We start from the raw sequence: 19,155 nt of genomic DNA on the forward strand, positions 1-19,155 counted from the left end.
TGTTTTCTCAGCCGCTCACGTAATTCCTCGGCTGACTCTTTTATTTTTACTTTGGTGACTCCTGCCATGAACGTCTGCTCATATTTCTGATTTAACTATTTCTATCATGTTTTTCGTGAATTGGTATGAACCTCAACATTCAAGCAAAAAGGCTGAAACTCCACCCTCAAAGGCTCACCTTTCACCCTTTGAACCTCAAACTTGAGCCTCAGAACTCGGATAATGACGAAAAAGTAAAAATGAAAAATGCCAGAACCCCGGCTTTGATAAAAACCGGGGTTCTGGTTGCTCAGAAATTATTGATGACTACATCAAAATTACTTGCTGCTATCAGCAGTTGTAGCAATCATTTTGGCAGCATTTTCTTCGCTTTCGAGAATACCGAACTCAATCAACAATTCTTCTAGTTCTTCCATTTCAATTGGGGTAGGAATTTTTAGATTTTCGTTGTTGATGATTTTGTTAGCCAAGGTGCGGTATTCGTTACCTTGTGCGCTATCGGGTGCGTACTCGTTTACTGTCATCCGGCGCAATTCAGCGTGTTGAACAATATTGTCGCGGGGTACGTAGTGAATCATTTGGGTGTTCAAGCGTTTTGCCAGAGTTTCGATCAATTCGATTTCTCTGTCAACGTTCCGGCTATTACAAATCAAACCACCCAAACGCACGCCGCCTGTGTGTGCATATTTCAAAATACCACGAGCGATGTTGTTTGCAGCGTACATCGCCATCATTTCACCGGAGGTAACGATGTAGATTTCTTGTGCTTTACCTTCACGGATAGGCATAGCGAAACCACCACACACAACGTCGCCTAATACGTCATAAGATACGAAGTCAACGTCTTGGTAAGCACCGTTTTCTTCTAAGAAGTTAATAGCGGTAATAATACCACGACCAGCGCAACCTACACCGGGTTCTGGGCCACCAGACTCTACGCAACGAACACCACGGAAGCCTGTGAGCATTACTTCTTCTAGTTCTAAGTCTTCTACTGCACCACGTTCAGCAGCCAAGTGCAATACTGTAGTTTGTGCTTTAGAGTGCAACATCAAACGGGTAGAGTCAGCTTTAGGGTCGCAACCTACGATAAGGATGCGTTGACCCATTTCAGCCATAGCTGCCAAGGTGTTTTGAGAAGTGGTAGATTTACCAATACCGCCTTTACCGTAGAAAGCGATTTGTCTGATTTTTTTGTCAATAGCCATGGTTGGTGTTTTCCTGTGATGATTGTGATTGGAAAGTTGGAGAGTCAATAGCGTTTAAAGGTTGCATACCTGAGAATTTATCTTTCTGGAATATTGCAAGTATTACCAAATGCAGATTCAGATAAATCTCAAGAGATGAAATCGGTATTTGTAGCCTGGTTGCTATCGGGTGTGTGCAGACATTTCATCTCATGAAAAGCAAAGTTGAGAAAAGCTAGACATAAACATTACAGGTTGGTGTAATTAAATCCCCATCGGTTGCTCAAGCCTTAAGAGTGGTGACAGTGGCAATTGACATTTCCCCAGGTTTTAATAAACCCAACCAACCAAAATTGCACTACACTCTGAATGGTGATCAATTACAATTTACCTGTTTTTGGATATGTCACAACTACTCAAATCTTCTCATCACGATCGCCCCAAATGATATCCTGAGATATTGAGCAATCGCTACTTTGGTATTGCTAACAAATATTCCTGAAAAATTACTCAATCTGCTAGTAATTAATGCGGTCAAATCAATCCTTTATGACAAAGATAGAGTTTGTTAGGCTTGCATTATTTTCAGTAACCTTTCTGATTTTTTTAGATTGCCAGATTGTACTAAGAGTCTTTCTTCCCAGGCTCCTAGAGTAATTATTTCTGGCTGATAATACTAGCTTTTATAGCCAATTCTGACTAGTAATTATCTAAGCAAGTTTTCACTGACTTCAAGGTTGTATAGAGGTTACAATCCTGTTTATCTGGTTGATTTCTACCGTTAGCCAAAAGCGTCACGATATTGAAGTGGATTTACCAGAGCAAAAGGACTTTATTGAGTAAACTCAATTTTTTCTTGAAGTCTTTTGCGTTCTTACTTTTTTGATTCCTACAGTCAGCTTAACACCGTTTGACTAATTTTCTGATCGAATTTTGAAGTATTTTTGCTTTTAGTTAATGATGCTAATTAATATTTTACTTAGACATTAATGCTGTCATGAGATTGGTGAGATTATAAAGTTTTGGCTGACATTTTAATTTTTCCTTTTTGTTTGATTTGAACTTATCTACTATCACTAACGATACGTGAATAACAAAAACCCTGACTTATTTGAGAAGTTAGGGTTCTGAACCTACACAAGTTATTTACATATTTTGACAAGATGAGTTTTTTACCTAATTTTAAATGTATCTTTATTTCCGTTGTGAGGCTTTCGCTCTACTATCCCGATATCATCACTTAATACTGTAAAAGCTAATGAAAACAACTATGACTGGGAGCCAAACAAGTGCAAATCACTAAGCGCAATGTCGAGTTAAGAGTAGATGACAGCTTGATGCGGGTGTATGTCGCCTCTCCCAAACCAGCGGGAACTTACCCAGGCGTTTTGTTTTACAGTGATATTTATCAATTAGGTAGCCCAATGATTCGTTTGGTTAACTACCTAGCAGGATTTGGCTATGTTGTCGCCGCACCCGAAATTTTTCATCGCTTAGAACCAATTGGTGCAGTAATTGAACCAGATGATTTAGGGAGAATGCGCGGTAATGATGATGCACGCCGCACGGCGATCGCAGAGTATGATGCAGATTGTCAGGCTGTAATTGATTTTCTTAAAGCTGACGCGGCTGTTAATCCCGATAAAATCGGCACTCTCGGCTTTTGCATTGGCGGACATTTATCTTTTCGCGCCGCCTTCCACAATGAAATTAAAGCTGCTGTCTGCTGCTACCCGACTGGTATTCCCAGTGGCAAACTTGGTAAAGGCATAGCTGATACTATTCATAGAGTGAGTGAAATTAAAGGTGAAATCCAGCTAATACTCGGTACTCTTGATCCTCACATTCCCGAAAGCGATCGCCATACATTAATTAAAGCAATTACAGATGCTAATGTACCTCATCAAGTATTCTTATATGAAGCTGAACATACCTTCATGCGCGATGATGGTTATCGCTACGATGCTGTTGCGGCTACATCTGCTTGGTCAGAAATCATCACCTTCTTAACCAAAATATTTTCTTAGTCAAAATTAGAGAGGCGCACATTTGTGCGCCATATCAGTGCAGGGTGATTACCCTCATTGAATATTCTTAACTCCATGTTATTGTTGCACCAGAAATATTAGGATGCTTTACGCTTTGCCTCCATGACTAGGAGGCATTTATTTTAGGAATTGCACAAGTACTTTGATTCGATAAAAATCATATTGAATTTTTGAACCAGAGCAATAGGAAATTTCACTTCATATTCCTGGAAGCTTAGGGCAAATAGCCGTTTGCACTTATCGAGATTTTTTCAGAAAAGCTTCTTTCCTATTCCCGCACTTTTTGAGAGCAATGTAAGACAATAGTCTAAAATCTAAGTTTACATATCCAAAATCAATGGATCGACGTTCATTTTTGCTCAGTACAGGTGGATTGGCACTGTCGCAACTACTGGTTGGGTGTGACAATAAAAACCAAACCAAACTCAGCATTCAATTATTGAAAAATTCTATTCCTAGTCAAGTAGTCGATAAATTTAGCCAAGCTTTGCAGCCAAAGGCGCAGCTAAAATTTGCCCCAGTTGACCAAATACAAAATTTATATCAGCAATTGCAGCGTTGGCAAGAACAACCAAAAACTAACGATAAACAAGCTTGGACTCGATGGATTCCATTTATCAATTCGCAAACAACTACCGTAGTTGACTTGGTAAGTTTGGGAGATTACTGGCTAAAAAGTGCCATTGAACAGAAATTAATTCAACCTCTACAAGATACAGAAGTCAAACAATTAAAATATTGGTCGAATTTGGATGAAAGATGGCGACAACTAGTAACGCGCAATGACCAAGGTAACTTAGATCCTCAAGGTAAAGTATGGGCTGCGCCTTATCGTTGGGGTAGTACAGTGATTGTATACGATCGCCATAAATTCCAAGAATTAGGCTGGCAACCACAGGATTGGAGTGATTTATGGCGAGATGGGTTGCGATCGCAAATTTCTTTACTAGATAATTCTAGAGAAGTAATCGGCTTAGTGTTAAAGAAACTTGGCAAATCATACAACACAGAAAACCTCGACACTGTACCCAACCTCGAAAAAGAACTACAAACCTTAAACCAACAGGTAAAATTCTATAGTTCTAATACCTATCTAGAACCTTTAGTGACTGGAGACACTTGGTTAGCCGTTGGTTGGTCAAGTGATGTGTTACCACTACTGTCACGTTATCCCCAACTAAATGTAGTTATCCCCTCATCAGGAACAGCCATCTGGGCAGATTTGTGGGTACGTCCCACCAAAGCCAGCAACAACGACATATCATCTAAATGGATTGATTTCTGTTGGCAACCAGAAATCGCCAAGCAAATTACTGCCAAAACTAGAACCAATTCGCCAATTTTTCCTGATATTGCAAAGACTGATATTTCCGAACCAATTCGTAGTTTGTTACAGACAAATCATCAACTTTTTACTAAAAGCGAATTCTTGCTACCATTACCGACAACAACAGTAAAACAGTATGAATCTCTGTTTACCAAAATCAAAACCAGTTAATTAATTCAAAATACTACTAACTCTGTAACCTATAACCTATCACCTTCACTCAGAAGATTGCTGCAATCCTAATCTATTTAAAGAATTTATCTGAATGCGGCATAATGTTGGGTTTGTCTGGAAGTTACAAGTGTAACTCCCCAAAAGTTCCTGCTGATAATTAAACACCCGCAGATTATAAACATCTTTTCTGGCAACATTACCTAAGCGATTCACAAAGCTGTAGCGTTCTAGATAATCTAGTATGCTCCAAACTTGCTGATTGACAATCACATCTACTCGCCCAGGTGTTTTTGCAGAAGCCGGATACGCTATCCAATTATCCAACAACTTATTTTCAGAATTAGCTTGAGCTAACCATAAACTTGGAGTGGTTAATCCCTGTGGGTTAATAGTATTAGCTGTAATTATATTGCTGTTGGGTTTAGTCAATAAGTCTAGTTCCAAAGGTGCATCCGAAGGTAACAGCACGGAGGATGTTTCGGCTAGTGAGGGAGAGAAGGACGAAATAAAAATTGCACTCAAGCTGAAACCCAGAAATATTGGCAACGATTTTTGCAGTTTCTGTCTAGACATAAACTAACACCCTTTGATTGACAGACTAAAGGTAGTGAAATTTACCACTTATATCCCCAATGTATCTAAAATAAATGTCTGCCTTTATCTGCTAAAGTTCCACACAAGCTAAACTTTGATAGCCAAGATGCGAATTCTTCGATAGTCTGCTATCCAAGCATGATCTCGGTAAAGTGTGGGTTTGAGGTAATCTTCCACTATACGTATAACTTCAACTTGTTGCTCAGTCGATAATGGTGCTAAAAAACTATTACCAAACATTTGCAGCCAATTTTTTATACCTACTGTCCCATCAGCTAAAGGAGTGGGGCGACTAAACAAAATAGCTTGGCTAACTTCAAAACCTTGCTGTTCTAGTAAGATAGTATACTCACTAATGCTGGGAAAATACCAAGGATTTAAAGCTTGGGGGTTGGGTAGACCAATCTGTGCAAAAGCCACGTACAATGCTTGTACGATCGCCTGGACGTTACCTTTACCACCAAACTCAGCCACAAAACGCCCGCCTGGCTTGAGTGTTTGATATATAGATGCGATCGCTGTCTCTGCTTCTTTGATCCAATGCAATGTAGCATTAGAAAACACTGCATCGAATGACTTGTCTATTTGTAAGTTCCGCGCATCAGCAACCTCAAACCTTAAATTTGGATAATTTTGTCTAGCCTTATCAATCATGGTGGCGGCGCTATCAATTCCCATCACTTCAGCACCAGACTCGGCAATTTTGGCGGAAAGTTGCCCAGTTCCACAACCAATATCTAAAATTAACTCTCCTGGTTGAGGGTTCAGCCATTGCAGCAAATCTTCGCCATATTGCCACACAAAAGCGTGTTTATCTTCATAAAGTAAAGCATTCCAATTATCTTTGGATGGCGAAATCTTATTCATATTGCAATACGGTTCAGTTAAGAAAATAAATTAATTGCTACACATAAAACAGATCTATTTTTTGGAGGGGGTTTGGGGGACGCAACCGTTCCCCAATCGGGGGTTTGGGGGAGAATACCCCAAGTCTTGGTTCTTCTGAGATCGATAAGCTGACAACCTTAACTGAACCGTATTGATTCATATTGAGTAAAATTTTCCGCAATGAGAGGAAAAATCAAGAGTTTGGAGGAGGGTGTAGGGGCTTCGCCGTGAGCGTCAGCCGAACGGTGTATTTGTTCAAAACCCTTACACCCCCACACCCTTAAACCCAACTTCAACAACTAACCTTTGTGCGTCAGTCTTGAATTGAAATTACGCCGGATAAATCCTTAAGCGACGATTGGGTTCTTCGCCAAAGCTATGGGATTTGAGGCGATAGTGTTCTACCAACTCATGCTGCATTTTACGAACTTGGGGAGAACGGGGCAATAATTCGACTGGTTGTCCTTTAGGAATGACAATTTGCTCAACAGCAAGTCTTGCTTCTTCCAGGGCATCAATTTCATCATCGCTACCGCTGTGCAAGAAAAGTTGCAGTTCGCGGTCATCAGCAATTTCTGGTTCATCAATGTTCAGCAAGCGTCGCAAACCACGGGTAATTTGGGGAATGGTGCTGGCCTTGATCATGTGGATGGGTACATGACGGGCTTTGGCCAGTTGCCGAAGTTTAGCGTGGTTTTTGACGTGCGATCGCAACGCCAAAATTGCATCTGCACTATCTATATCTTTTGTCAAGACTACAGGTAAAGTCAACACGCTAACTACCTGTTCTAGCTGATGGCGACTTACCCCATAAGGATAAACGTGCAGAGGCAAATCCTCCCCATTTGGCCCAGCAGTCTTCGTCGCAGCGAAATCAATGCTGTCTGAGTAGTTAAAGGATTCCTCTAACAAGCGGTCAAACTCGCTCTGCCCAATTGCCTTTTCTCGCTCTATAGTCAATGGTGGTAAGGCTACCATCTGTCCCGATGCACGCCAGCCAGTAGGTTGTTGTCGCCCAGAAGAAAAAGTGTCTTCCCCGCTGGCTAATTGTCCACCACGACCATTAACCACAGATAGCTGCCGAGTCATAGCGACTTTGCCTTGGTCATCCACACTGCGTGTTTGTGGGCTTGGTTGTCGTCCACGCAACAAAGTATCTACTGTGTCAGCAACACTATCGTGAACTACCCAACGCTGTCGTTCTAACATTTCTACAGCAATCTCAAAGGTAGGAGGAGCTTTGCGTTCTAACACCGTTTTTTGCGAACCGCGCCTTCTGGCTTCGTCGTCTCCCAGTGTCACAGCTTGAATACCACCAACCAGATCAGAAAGTGTGGGGTTTTTGATCAGGTTTTCAATTTGGTTTCCATGAGCAGTACCTACCAGTTGCACACCGCGTTCCGCAATGGTACGGGCGGCTAAAGCTTCTAGTTCTGTGCCGATTTCATCAATTACAATGACTTCTGGCATATGGTTTTCCACAGCTTCAATCATGACTTGATGCTGAAGTTCTGGATGAGCTACTTGCATCCTTCTAGCACGACCAATAGCAGGGTGAGCAACATCACCATCTCCAGCAATTTCGTTGGAGGTGTCGATAATTACTACTCGTTTGTTTAATTCATCTGCCAACACACGGGCAATTTCCCGTAGGGCAGTAGTTTTACCCACACCTGGACGACCCAGCATCAGAATGGATTTACCTGTTTCTACCAAATCGCGGATCATGCCAATAGTACCGAATATTGCACGACCGACACGACAAGTTAAGCCGATTATTTTACCATTACGGTTACGGATAGCACTGATCCGATGCAAAGTTTGCTCAATTCCTGCTCGATTATCTCCGCCAAAGGTGCCGACTCGCTGAATGCAATCATCTATTTGTGCTTGAGTTACGGGTATTTCACTCAGATACTCAGCTTGGTTAGGAAAGCGAGCCTCTGGGCGACGACCCAAATCCAAGACTACCTCAACTAAACTATCTCGCTGAGGATGATTTTCTAGTACTTGTCGCAAGTCTTGGGGCAAGATGTCTAATAACTTTTGGAGATCGTCTTTAATCGTCATGCTTTCTATGGTGACGTTTTGAGAGATAACGAACGAGCGATTATCGCTCCTGCTGTGACTTGATCTGGGAAACGAGAGAATGGGCAAGCGCTACAGCTTCCCACAATAAGTCTGGTTCTGCTTCCAGGCGGACAGTCGCTTTCACACTGCTTTGACTCACCTCCTTATTCTCCAACTTTTCGAGAATTGGCGACAGCAATACACGGGCATAGCTACCATAGGCGACTCCTGCGATTGAGGCAGAGGGGCAGAGGGGCGGAGGGGCGAAGGGGAAGGAAGAATTGTTCTCCCCTGCTCCTCTGCTCCCCTGCCCCCTTGCTTGTTTCAGTAGTCCCATTGCCTTTAACTTAGCAACGGTGTAGCTATTTGTGCCACCTGCTAATTGCACATATCCCGGTAAATTAGCTGCCAAAACTTTTTTTCCTAATTTGACTGCCGCCAGAGTGGTACCATCTCCAATATCACCACTCATAGGACGACCATCAGTTTGCCAAATTAAGGTGCGCGGACGTGGGGTAATTAGGTTATAAATTGCGCTTAGGTATTCAATCATGCCTTCGCCATCGGGACAGCTGATAGCCAATACCTTCAATTGTTCAGCCCAAGGTGAAATAGCTTGCCATAATTTTTGAAATTCTCCTAATCGTCCTACTTGTGTGTGAATTTCTACGGCATCTACTCCCGTGGAAATTATCATTGGCGCGATCGCCGTTGGCGTTGAGATATAAGAGCTAGTATAAATTATACCGTATGGGCATATTGGTATGCAACGACCGCAACCGTAACATTTCTGAGATTCTACTCCTGAAAAATTATCTTGTGTCCGTTGAAATGCGATCGCTTGTGCTGGACAAACTCGCTCACAAGGTCTAGGACAATCTGCGGGACACTGAAGCGCATCAAACTCAGCTTTCCGAAAATGGGGATCTTCACCATCATTCAAACTCACCATTAACAAGGGGGAACCACCTTGATAACTCAAGCCTCGTTGTTGGGCTTCTATCGTCAAGCTTTTAGCTACTTGCAGTCCGGCTTGAGCTGCTGCTATCACCGCCGGATCAGCAGCCACATCTATGCAGTCAGCACCCGCCAAAGTGTAGGCTAAGGTTAAACTTCTGACTGCTGGTAGATGCTGGTAGCTGGCTCCACAAATGAGCTTGAACCAGTTACCTTTTTCCAAGGAATGTAAAGGGGCAAACAAATCAGTCACATTTCTATTATGCTGTTATGTAACTGAAAATAGTAGTCTTTAATCGATAAAAATTTGGCTAACACGCTGCTGTATTTCTGAGTACCCAGACTCTCATTTTTGATAGATTCCGTCAATTAACTACGGCAAATATTTTTTATTTACCCAGAAAATAAATATATATGTTTTTATATAAATAATTGTAACTATAATTACTTTACTCGTGTTTCTCTAGCTCTACAAGTGATTCACACATCATATAGAGTTACTATATTTACCACTGAGGCATAGATGCAATAAAATCAATTACTAATTGTTGTTCTAGAGGTTGAGAAAATAGAAAACCCTGAGCAAAGTCACAGTTTAAACTTCTTAATTGTGTTACTTGTTCTTCGTTTTCTACGCCTTCAGCAATTACAGTCATACCCATTGATTTAGCAATACTAATTATTGTTGGTACTAATCCCATACTATCTTGATAAAATTGCATTCGGTTAACGAATGATTTATCAATTTTCAATGAATCTAGTGGCAAGCTATGTATATAGCTGAGGGAAGAGTAACCAGTACCAAAGTCATCCATAACTAACTTAATGGTTCTCTGCTTAATTTCTTCAATAATTGTTCTCACAAAATTAGTATTTTCTACAATGATACTTTCAGTAATTTCTAGTTCTAGATTTGATGGATTTACTTTGGTTTTATCAATAATTTTATCAATCTGGAAAATTAAATTAGATTGAGTAAACAGACGCGCACTTAAATTGACACTAATAGTTAGATTTTCTGGTACAGCTGGATGTGCTTGCCACATCCGTAATTGATGACAGGCTGATTGCAAAACCCAGATGTCGATATCGTTAATTAAACCTGTTTCTTCTGCTATGGGGATAAACTCTGTAGGAGCCATTAAACCCCGAACTGGATGTAGCCAACGCAATAGGGCTTCAAATCCCGTAACTCTACCTGTCTGAAGAGAAATAATTGGTTGATAGTAAATAATTAATTCTTCTCTTTCAATAGCTCTACGCAGATCATTTTCTATTTCTAGAAGTTGGATCGCTTCGTGATACATTGCCGGATCAAATACTTTATACCTCGCCTTTCCTTGAGCTTTAGCACGATACATAGCTGTATCAGCATCGCGCAATAAATACTCTGGTTTTTCGTAGTCTTTACTACCCCAATTAATCCCAATACTAGCATTCATGAATACTTCATATCTAGACAATTTAAATGTCATAGATAACTCTTGCAGCATCATTTCAGCAACTTGGATAGCAGAATTAATATCTGTAATATTTTCTAGAAGAATCCCAAATTCATCACCACCTAATCGTGCCAGAGTGTCACCTGGGTTGAGACATGATTGCAGACGATGGGAAATAGCAATTAGTAATTCATCTCCGACAATATGACCTAGAGAATCATTCACAACTTTGAAGCGATCGCAATCTAAATACAGTACAGCAAAATGATATTTGATATCTTCTCTAGCAAGGTTGAGAGCCTTACCTAGTTGTCGCAAAAATAGCACTCGATTTGGCAATCCAGTCAGTGAATCATGTAAAACTATATCTAGCAATTTATCTTGGAGTTGTTGCCGAGAATCAATTTCTCTTTGCAGTTTTTGGAGAGTATTTTCTAGTTCCCAAGTGCGAGATTTAACCCTTTGTTCTAGTTCCATATTCAGTCTTAGTATCTCTAAGCGTGCGGATCGAAGCTCCAATTGATTTTGGACACGTACCACAACTTCTTCAAACTCAAAGGGTTTAGTAATATAGTCTACTCCTCCTAATCTAAAACCCTTGATTTTATCGAAAACATCATCTAATGCACTAATAAAAATTACGGGAATATCTGCGGTTAAATCCCAGCTTTTAAAACGCCGACAAACTTCATAACCATCAACTTCCGGCATCATAATATCGAGTAAAATTAGATCCGGTAAAACTGTTTGACAAGCAGTTAAAGCCATTTGCCAATTTAAGGCTTTACGAACGTTGTATCCTTTTCTAGCCAGTAGAGAGGATAAAACTCGCAGATTATCTGCCTTGTCATCTATTATTAAGATATCTTTTTTATCCGGGTCTAACTGTTGGTAGTTCATTATGTCTTGCTTATAATCAATTCCATAATTTTCTCAAACTGATAGTTATTAGCTAAATCCTTCAAAAACCGGCACATTTGCTTTCTATATGAGCCTGAAAATGCTCCCTTATGAGATTGCAGATTTCATCTTCTGCCTTGCGTATTTGTGTGATGATTTTGGTGATGTTGTGAAATTAGCATTTTGCCTGCTTTACAAGAATTATTGCTTATAGCAGGTTTCATTTATATCCGGCACATAACACTAGCCTCTAGTTCCTAGTCTAAGCGCCTCTTTCCCGCTATCAAAATGTACTTTGCTAAATGGATAAATGCTGGAATTCAGCAACACCTTGTTTTCTAACTGAGTAGCCAGTTTTTTTATCACAGTATATCTATCTTGCAACGCAAGATGGATATAGAGACTAATCACAGACTTAATTAGAACTAATCTTATGGGTATCTTGGCATAAACTTTGCCTATACTGAGGTTAAGCGATTTAGCAAGTTGAAGTTTGGATAACATTGTTGTTTGGTTTTTCCCTAACTCCAATTTTTGGAGAACTTAAGCTATATCAGATATATACTTTGAGCAAGGTTATTACTATGTGCAAAGTTAAAAACAGCAAATGATATTACTATTTTTAGTATAAAGATTTACTTTTGCCAAGTTATACGCATATATACTATCAGCAAATTAATTATTATACTAAGTCTTCAAACCTTGTTATAGTAACGTAAATTACTTGCTCTAGCTCAGTGATATATCAAAATATCTGTTTAGCCAAAATCAACAATAGATTGATACTTGCTCACCCAAGCCTCTTGCATAAAAGTTGAAATTATATATTCTCAGCAGAGAGTTTATCAACATTGCATTTGCAACTAAAAGCCTGAAGATAAAAATTTAACTCTGTCTAGCAAAATTACATACTAGTATAGCGGGGCGTAGATAGACATACCATTTACAACAGATACAAGCCTCGATATCTTCAATTTTTAATATTAATGAATGTCAGAAATTATTTCAATTTCATCGCCAATCTCTAATATTTTCCCAGATTCTGATGTGGGCAGTCTAGTATTCACGCTCAACCGATAGAAATGATTAAAGTGGGATGAGTTAACCCAATTGGGTAATGTTGCTTGTCGTTGTTGGATAAATATTTTTTGAAAATTTGGATAAGCTGTGGCTGACTCAGGATGGCGCATTGGTACTATACAACGCTGACATGGGTTGACTCCGAAAAACAGCACATTTCCCACTCGAAAGGAAACTAACTTATCTGGTTGACTAAATAATTGATCTTCCCAAAAGGGAGGTACGCCTGCAATTTCAATGTTGGCACGTAGACGACGACGCATTTCCTCAATACTTACCCCAGGAAACCAAGAAGCCACTTCTATTAGAGTTGCCGTACTAATCACGGTTGGCCCAGGAGAGTCTGTATCATCAGGAAAGCCCATCAGTGGGTTCTGCCCTATGGTTACAGAAAACCCAAAAAAAGCACTTAAAGTTGCGGCTAATTCTTTTTTTTCTTGATCCAAATCAAAAACTAGTGGTAAATCCTGGTTAGGGATTTGTAGAGATATAGTTTTGTGGGAAATGCTAAATTGTGATTCTTCAAATGGGCTGGCGTAATTAGCTCGTAGTAAATGAATTTGGGGATAACGCTTACCATTAACAAATTTATCTTTTGCATCAAAAATAGCAAACTCGCGATCGCCCTTTAATGCGCCACTAGACAAAACCTCGGCTTGTGGCACCTCTACCCCATCTAGTGACTTAATCGGGTAAATTAAGATTTTGGCTAGGTATGGCATTACAGGATCACTCGGTTATGGATACACTGGCGATTTATCAATACCACCAACATGATTTAGAGGCCAAAAACGCAGTACAGCGCGGCCGATAATATTCTCACGCGGCACAACACCCCAACAACGGCTGTCGTAACTACTGTTACGGTTGTCCCCTAAGACTAAGTAGGAATTCGGCGGTATGGTTTGAGGGTTTGACAAGAAAGCGGGTTGCTGTCCAGAAGTGCAAACATCAACGACTGTACGCTGATTAGAACTGAGATAATTTTTTTCCTCAAGAGGTTTATTATTGATGTAGACTTCACCATTCCGTAGTTCTACTGTTTCTCCTGGCAAGCCAATTACACGTTTAATAAAAGCATCTTGATATTGTTCTCTTTTGAGTTCGTCAGTTGGTGAAAAAACAACAATATCTCCTCGTTGGGGGCTGGCAAACTTATACTTCAACTTATCAACAATAATCTTGTCTGCCTCCCACTGATTTTGGGTACCATGCAAAGTTGGTTCCATAGAACCAGAAGGAATCCAGCGAGCTTCAGCAACAAAAGTACGAATGCCAAGGGCAAGAACGATACTTAATACAACTGTTCTACCTAACTCGGCGATCCAGGAATTATCAGGTTTTTGACTAGAATTTTGATCAGACACTTGATTTTGCATGAAAGTACTGAAGTAAGGAAAAGTGTAGGAATTAACTAGCGCAGGGAGACTCTATCTGTTAATTTTAACGGGAGTATTGACTTTTCACAGTGGGTTTTGGCATCTTCACAGACAGATTCATAAGTTAAAAATAAACTTTTTTTTAATAAGCTGCAAAAATTGATCACGCAAAGGGCAACCAAGTTTAACCTAAAATCAGAGTTCTCAGAAACACATAACTCCTTAAGTAAATTTTAAAAACTCCATGTCATCTTTACAAAGTTTATTAATTCGCCATGCTCAGATTGCCCTACCCAGTGGTGAATTTATGCTTGGGGACGTACTCACACGCGATCGCCGCATCGTGGAAGTAGCACCAGAGATTGCTGCTACCATCGCAACCAGAGAGATTGACGCACAAGGGTTAACTTTGTTGCCAGGTGTTATCGACCCACAAGTGCATTTCCGGGAACCAGGACTAGAACATAAAGAAGACTTGTTCACTGCCAGTTGTGCCTGTGCTAAGGGTGGTGTCACCTCGTTTTTAGAAATGCCCAATACCCGCCCTTTGACTACTACCCAAGCAGCGCTAGATGACAAACTTCAACGTGCTGCGAGTAAGTGTGTGGTGAATTATGGCTTTTTTATTGGCGCAACCGCAGAAGTTTTGCCAGATTTGCTCACAGCCCAGCCAACATCGGGAATTAAAATTTTTATGGGGTCAATGCACGGTCAATTACTCGTTGACCAAGATGCTGTATTGGAAGCTCTTTTTGCTCAGGGGAAGCGCTTAATTGCTGTTCATGCTGAAGATCAAGCACGCATCAACCAACGGCGACAAGAATTTGCTGGCATTCATGACCCAGCCATTCACTCGCAAATTCAAGATAATCAAGCTGCACTGTTGGCGACACAAAAAGCTTTAAATCTTTCTAAAAAATATCAGCGACGGCTGCATATTTTACATATGTCTACAGCCGAAGAAGCCGAGTTGTTACGTCAGGATAAACCAAGTTGGGTGACGGCTGAGGTGACACCACAGCATTTGTTATTAAATACCAGTGCATATCAGGAGATTGGCACTTTAGCACAGATGAATCCACCGTTGCGATCGCCCCACGATAACGAAGTCCTCTGGCAAGCTTTACGCGATGGTGTAATTGATTTTATCGCCACAGATCATGCCCCCCATACCTTGGCAGAAAAAGCCCAAGAATACCCCAATACGCCTTCAGGTATGCCAGGGGTTGAGACTTCTTTACCTTTGATGTTAACTGCGGCAATGGAGGGCAAATGTACTGTGGCACAAGTTGCTCACTGGATGTCACAGGCGGTAGCGCAAGCATATCAGATTCCCAATAAAGGAGCGATCGCACCTGGTTATGATGCCGATTTGGTACTCGTAGACTTGGATACTTACCGTCCAGTCCGCCGCGAAGAATTATTAACCAAGTGTGGTTGGAGTCCCTTTGAAGGCTGGAACCTCACAGGCTGGCCTGTAACTACTATTGTTGGGGGACAGGTTGTTTATGAACGGAATCAGGTAAATACGGAAGTGCGCGGTCAAGCTTTAACTTTTTTGTCGGAAACATTGAACTCAGACTGACGTAGTTTAGAACTAAAAAGCAAAAGGCATCATCGTCATCATCTTCAGGTCATAATTTGGCTCCTTGATGTCAAATTTGGGCTGAAATCAAAAAAACTACTATGTCCTTCAGAATATTAAGTTTGGACGGGCAGTATTCGTGGCGTGATCACAGCAGAAATCCTCAAAGAAGTTGAGTAGCCAATTTTTCAACTCAAGGGACAATCTCTCCATTCATTTTTTGACTTAATTCTTTTGGTCAAAGAAGCAATTAAATCTTTTATTGCAGCTAACTAGACTAACTACGTAGAAATACTAGCATCCAGATTTTGAAGAGAAAAATTTAGTGTTTATACGATTCTAAGTCGTATAAATACTATGCTACTTGGTTAAAAATATTTAGGCTTTATGAAGAGTTATTCAGTATGAATATAAGATTTTCTTTTAAAAATACTTAATTTAAATTACTTTACCTCATAAGTTTATCATTAGTTACTTTTTGATTGCAGATCCTAGTCTTAACTTGGGAATACTAGGTCAATGGATAGATGACACGATGGCTATAGCGATCGTCAATCTTTTAACCTTCTTTAACTAGCCTTTTGTGTTTAACTATCCGGATTTTTCAGCTAAAAAATGAAGAGAATTAATAGGGTTAAGTAAACGGGCAAATTTCTGTGAAAACTCAGTTTTATACATATATAAATTTTATATGCACTTAATTTGGACGATCTTAAAACCTATTTTTTACACTTCTGATTGATTTTTTTCTCAGCAGTTGGCACTGAAAAAGCCAGCCGCAGTAAGAAAACTGGAGTTATCGCCAAATAAACTGGCATCCAATTAAACACACTAAAAGAAACAATTTACTTAGTTAATCAAAGGAAGGTGCGAAGAGAAACAGAATACAAGTAGATCAAACAAATGTACCAGTACGTACTGGCTAACTGTAAGTCATCTGTTTATGAGCCTTCTCAAAAAGATGATTCCCTAGACAAAAAATTAAAGTCACTTCTTAATTTGAATGTAATTGCCCTTGAGTGCAGGCACTCAAAAAATCTGGCAGTTTGCTAGATGTCACTCTCCAAAGGATTGTTTCATTCAAAAGTTTTGACTCAATATTTCCGACATCTACAGCAATATCATCTGCGAGCATACGCCAAATTTAGCTAAACGCAGTAGCTAGTAAATGTCAATCAAGGCCAAATTCCTATTGCACAGTATTTCATTGATTTTTGAATAATGAAGGCAGTAATGTTAGTCAATTTCTTCGATGAACGCGGTAGTGGTAGATAGAACGAGTGTATTATCCGCCCTCGGCTATCGGCAAAATTTTGTAGTGTCATCACAATGTGAGGCTGATTTGGCTAGGACACTTGTCCTGGTGGTTCACTTAATAGAACCACATCCAGAAAATCCTCTGAACCTACAGCAATGAAGTATGAATTCTGAGCGGCAAGTTTTGCCGCTCACACTTCTTTTGGGTAGGATAATCTACACATCTTCTGCCTACCCAAAAGTTGTTTACATGACACTGCATAATTCCGAAGAAATATATAGTATTTTCGCTAAATGTAAATAAATTATTCAGATTTTAGCAATGAATTCATGGATGTTGCAATGTATTGCTGTAATCTCGGCTTGCCGATTACCATCATCTCCATTTATTAAACGCAATCTCAGATAACTCTCCGGCTGGTAAGGCATTCTTTCCGCCCACTCTATCGCGACAATTCCGGGTTCTACTTCCATAGCTTCCCAATAGCTTTCTAAATTTAAAGCGGCAACTTCTTGTGCTTCTAGGCGATATAAATCTAGGTGATACAGGGGTATGCGCCCTTGATTGTATTCATTAATCAGAGTAAAAGTAGGACTAACAATTGATTCTGTAATTCCTAAACCTTGACCGATGCCTTGTACAAGTGTAGTTTTACCAGCACCTAAGTCCCCTTCTAGTAAAAGAACACTCCCTGGAGTCAAAGTTTGACCTAGTTTTCTACCCAGATAGAGGGTTGCTTGTACATCTGCAAGAAAAATTTTCATTATTGGTCAATAGTCAATGGTCAATAGTCAATGGTTCACTCACTATGAACTTTTGAATATTCACTTGGGATTAATTATCATTTTCCATGATGTGTGCCACTGTACCACCGCAACAAAACTTTGGCTAGTTTCTGGGGATTGTGACGTACAACACCAGTTTCATCCTCATATAATACATTAGCTAAAACAACCCGTCGCCCTAATAACGATACATCTTCTCTATCTACGAAAACTGGATGAGAATTTTGTTGAGCATAACGGATGAGCGACTGGGGAGAAGGTGATTTTTTGTGTACTAGTACAGCATCAAACAAACGTCTGTTGCCACAAGCTGCATCAATGGCTCTGATATGGTCAGCAACAGTGTATCCTTCAGTTTCTCCTGGCTGAGTCATAATATTGCAGACGTAGATGCGAGGGGCTTTAGTTTGAGCGATCGCATTCGCAATTTCTGGTACTAGTAAATTAGGAATTAAGCTGGTATAAAGACTACCCGGCCCAATAATAATATAGTCAGCATCTTTGATGGCTTTAATGGCTGCGGGTAACGCTGGTGGATTAGCTGGTGTGCAGCCAATTTTCACAATTTTACCGCCAGCTTTGGGAATGCTCGATTCCCCATCTATACGGCGGCCATCTGCTAATTCAGCCCACAAGCGAACATCACTCAGGGTTGCTGGCAAAACTTGTCCACGAACTGCCAACACTTTAGAACTAGCAGCTACAGCCCGTTCCAAATCCCCAGTAATATCACTCATAGCAGTTAAAAACAAGTTACCGAAACTGTGACCAGTCAATCCATCGCCAGCCCGAAAGCGGTATTGGAATAATTCAGTTAATAACTTTTCTTCATCAGCTAATGCTGCTAAACAATTGCGAATATCTCCGGGAGGTAGCACGCCAAATTCTTGACGTAACCGCCCAGAAGATCCGCCATCATCAGCGACGGTGACGATCGCACTAATATTAGCACTATAAGTTTTTAGTCCCCGCAGCAACGTCGAAAGTCCTGTACCACCACCAATGACCACGATTTTTGGCCCACGGTACAAACGGCGATGCGCCAACAGAAGATCAATCAGTTCTGCTTCACCTTCTTGTTGAAACGCCTGAGTAATTGAGCCGACAGTGCGAGTTTGTCCCCACAACAGCAAAAGCAAGCCCCCCAGCAGCACCAAAGGGCCACTGATATAGTTGGGTAAGATGTTAGTAATGACTCCCAGAAAACCCCTCAACAACTCCAACAGCCAAAAAATTGGGGTCAACTTCACCCATATAGCTAACCCCAGACTTGCCAAAAATACACCACCAACACTGATAAGTAACCAGCGTTTTACTGATAATCCAGGAGATAACCACTTAAACCACTGGTTAACCCGATAAGATGTGCGGCTGCGCGACTGCTGTTGCAGGGCGTTGAGGGCTTGTCTGAGAAAACCAATTGACATACCTGATTTAAAGCAGTGCTACAAACTAATGAATAACAGAAAATCTACACTAAC

13 protein-coding genes are annotated in these 19,155 nt (G+C 40.5%); 3 read left to right on the plus strand and 10 right to left on the minus strand.

Translation table 11 applies throughout. The features are described 5' to 3' along the window. Nucleotides 1-317: 317 nt before the first annotated feature. The gene (gene nifH, locus IQ244_RS17610; RefSeq protein ID WP_193896344.1) at nucleotides 318-1,208 is read right to left on the minus strand and encodes a nitrogenase iron protein; all 891 of its coding nucleotides are present in this window, start codon (nucleotides 1,206-1,208) and stop codon (nucleotides 318-320) included. 1,268 nt (nucleotides 1,209-2,476) lie between these two features. Here nifH and IQ244_RS17615 point away from each other — a divergent pair. Beyond that, on the plus strand, nucleotides 2,477-3,214 hold the full coding sequence (locus IQ244_RS17615) for a dienelactone hydrolase family protein (protein WP_193896346.1): 738 nt from the start codon (nucleotides 2,477-2,479) through the stop codon (nucleotides 3,212-3,214). A 358-nt stretch (nucleotides 3,215-3,572) separates the two neighbouring features. Beyond that, nucleotides 3,573-4,733 carry an extracellular solute-binding protein gene (locus IQ244_RS17620; protein ID WP_193896348.1) on the plus strand — a complete coding sequence of 387 codons (1,161 nt, stop codon included), beginning with the start codon at nucleotides 3,573-3,575 and terminating at the stop codon, nucleotides 4,731-4,733. Between the two features lie 45 nt (nucleotides 4,734-4,778). Here the strand turns inward: IQ244_RS17620 and IQ244_RS17625 are convergent, their stop codons facing one another. The 7 genes from IQ244_RS17625 to lepB form a co-directional block, all read right to left on the minus strand. Next, nucleotides 4,779-5,309, minus strand: a complete 531-nt coding sequence (locus IQ244_RS17625; RefSeq protein WP_193896350.1) for a hypothetical protein — start codon at nucleotides 5,307-5,309, stop codon at nucleotides 4,779-4,781. A 108-nt stretch (nucleotides 5,310-5,417) separates the two neighbouring features. Beyond that, on the minus strand, nucleotides 5,418-6,197 hold the full coding sequence (locus IQ244_RS17630; protein WP_193896352.1) for a class I SAM-dependent methyltransferase: 780 nt from the start codon (nucleotides 6,195-6,197) through the stop codon (nucleotides 5,418-5,420). Between the two features lie 351 nt (nucleotides 6,198-6,548). After that, nucleotides 6,549-8,288 carry a R3H domain-containing nucleic acid-binding protein gene (locus IQ244_RS17635; RefSeq protein ID WP_193896354.1) on the minus strand — a complete coding sequence of 580 codons (1,740 nt, stop codon included), beginning with the start codon at nucleotides 8,286-8,288 and terminating at the stop codon, nucleotides 6,549-6,551. A 40-nt stretch (nucleotides 8,289-8,328) separates the two neighbouring features. Next, a complete protein-coding gene (ldpA, locus tag IQ244_RS17640; RefSeq protein ID WP_193896356.1) occupies nucleotides 8,329-9,498 on the minus strand; it encodes a circadian clock protein LdpA in 1,170 nt (389 codons plus the stop codon). A 253-nt stretch (nucleotides 9,499-9,751) separates the two neighbouring features. Beyond that, nucleotides 9,752-11,587, minus strand: coding sequence for a GGDEF domain-containing response regulator (locus IQ244_RS17645; RefSeq protein WP_193896358.1), 1,836 nt, complete (start codon nucleotides 11,585-11,587; stop codon nucleotides 9,752-9,754). 983 nt (nucleotides 11,588-12,570) lie between these two features. Then, nucleotides 12,571-13,389: an MOSC domain-containing protein gene (locus tag IQ244_RS17650; protein ID WP_193896361.1), complete on the minus strand. Its 819-nt coding sequence runs from the start codon at nucleotides 13,387-13,389 to the stop codon at nucleotides 12,571-12,573. 15 nt (nucleotides 13,390-13,404) lie between these two features. After that, the gene (gene lepB, locus IQ244_RS17655; RefSeq protein WP_193896363.1) at nucleotides 13,405-14,046 is read right to left on the minus strand and encodes a signal peptidase I; all 642 of its coding nucleotides are present in this window, start codon (nucleotides 14,044-14,046) and stop codon (nucleotides 13,405-13,407) included. A 244-nt stretch (nucleotides 14,047-14,290) separates the two neighbouring features. On the opposite strand from lepB, the gene IQ244_RS17660 reads away from it, so the two are divergent. Continuing rightward, nucleotides 14,291-15,631 (plus strand): dihydroorotase, encoded by a 1,341-nt coding sequence (locus IQ244_RS17660; protein WP_193896365.1) that lies wholly within the window; start codon nucleotides 14,291-14,293, stop codon nucleotides 15,629-15,631. 1,566 nt (nucleotides 15,632-17,197) lie between these two features. Here the strand turns inward: IQ244_RS17660 and tsaE are convergent. Next, nucleotides 17,198-17,653, minus strand: coding sequence for a tRNA (adenosine(37)-N6)-threonylcarbamoyltransferase complex ATPase subunit type 1 TsaE (gene tsaE, locus IQ244_RS17665; RefSeq protein ID WP_193896367.1), 456 nt, complete (start codon nucleotides 17,651-17,653; stop codon nucleotides 17,198-17,200). Between the two features lie 77 nt (nucleotides 17,654-17,730). Continuing rightward, entirely contained in the window at nucleotides 17,731-19,101 is a 1,371-nt protein-coding gene (locus tag IQ244_RS17670) for a gluconeogenesis factor YvcK family protein (protein ID WP_193896369.1), read from the minus strand. Between the last annotated feature and the right edge of the window lie 54 nt (nucleotides 19,102-19,155).

Origin of the sequence: Nostoc sp. LEGE 06077, assembly GCF_015207705.1 — a bacterium.
Taxonomy (GTDB): Bacteria; Cyanobacteriota; Cyanobacteriia; order Cyanobacteriales; family Nostocaceae; genus Nostoc_B.

Bases quoted from the DNA above. Each gene is read 5' to 3' on its own strand.
- nifH (WP_193896344.1), bottom strand. From the start codon at position 1,208: ATGGCTATTGACAAAAAAATCAGACAAATCGCTTTCTACGGTAAAGGC.
- IQ244_RS17620 (WP_193896348.1), top strand. From the start codon at position 3,573: ATGGATCGACGTTCATTTTTGCTCAGTACAGGTGGATTGGCACTGTCG.
- IQ244_RS17625 (WP_193896350.1), bottom strand. From the start codon at position 5,309: ATGTCTAGACAGAAACTGCAAAAATCGTTGCCAATATTTCTGGGTTTC.
- IQ244_RS17630 (WP_193896352.1), bottom strand. From the start codon at position 6,197: ATGAATAAGATTTCGCCATCCAAAGATAATTGGAATGCTTTACTTTAT.
- IQ244_RS17635 (WP_193896354.1), bottom strand. From the start codon at position 8,288: ATGACGATTAAAGACGATCTCCAAAAGTTATTAGACATCTTGCCCCAA.
- IQ244_RS17645 (WP_193896358.1), bottom strand. From the start codon at position 11,587: ATGAACTACCAACAGTTAGACCCGGATAAAAAAGATATCTTAATAATA.
- IQ244_RS17650 (WP_193896361.1), bottom strand. From the start codon at position 13,389: ATGCCATACCTAGCCAAAATCTTAATTTACCCGATTAAGTCACTAGAT.
- lepB (WP_193896363.1), bottom strand. From the start codon at position 14,046: ATGCAAAATCAAGTGTCTGATCAAAATTCTAGTCAAAAACCTGATAAT.
- IQ244_RS17660 (WP_193896365.1), top strand. From the start codon at position 14,291: ATGTCATCTTTACAAAGTTTATTAATTCGCCATGCTCAGATTGCCCTA.
- tsaE (WP_193896367.1), bottom strand. From the start codon at position 17,653: ATGAAAATTTTTCTTGCAGATGTACAAGCAACCCTCTATCTGGGTAGA.
- IQ244_RS17670 (WP_193896369.1), bottom strand. From the start codon at position 19,101: ATGTCAATTGGTTTTCTCAGACAAGCCCTCAACGCCCTGCAACAGCAG.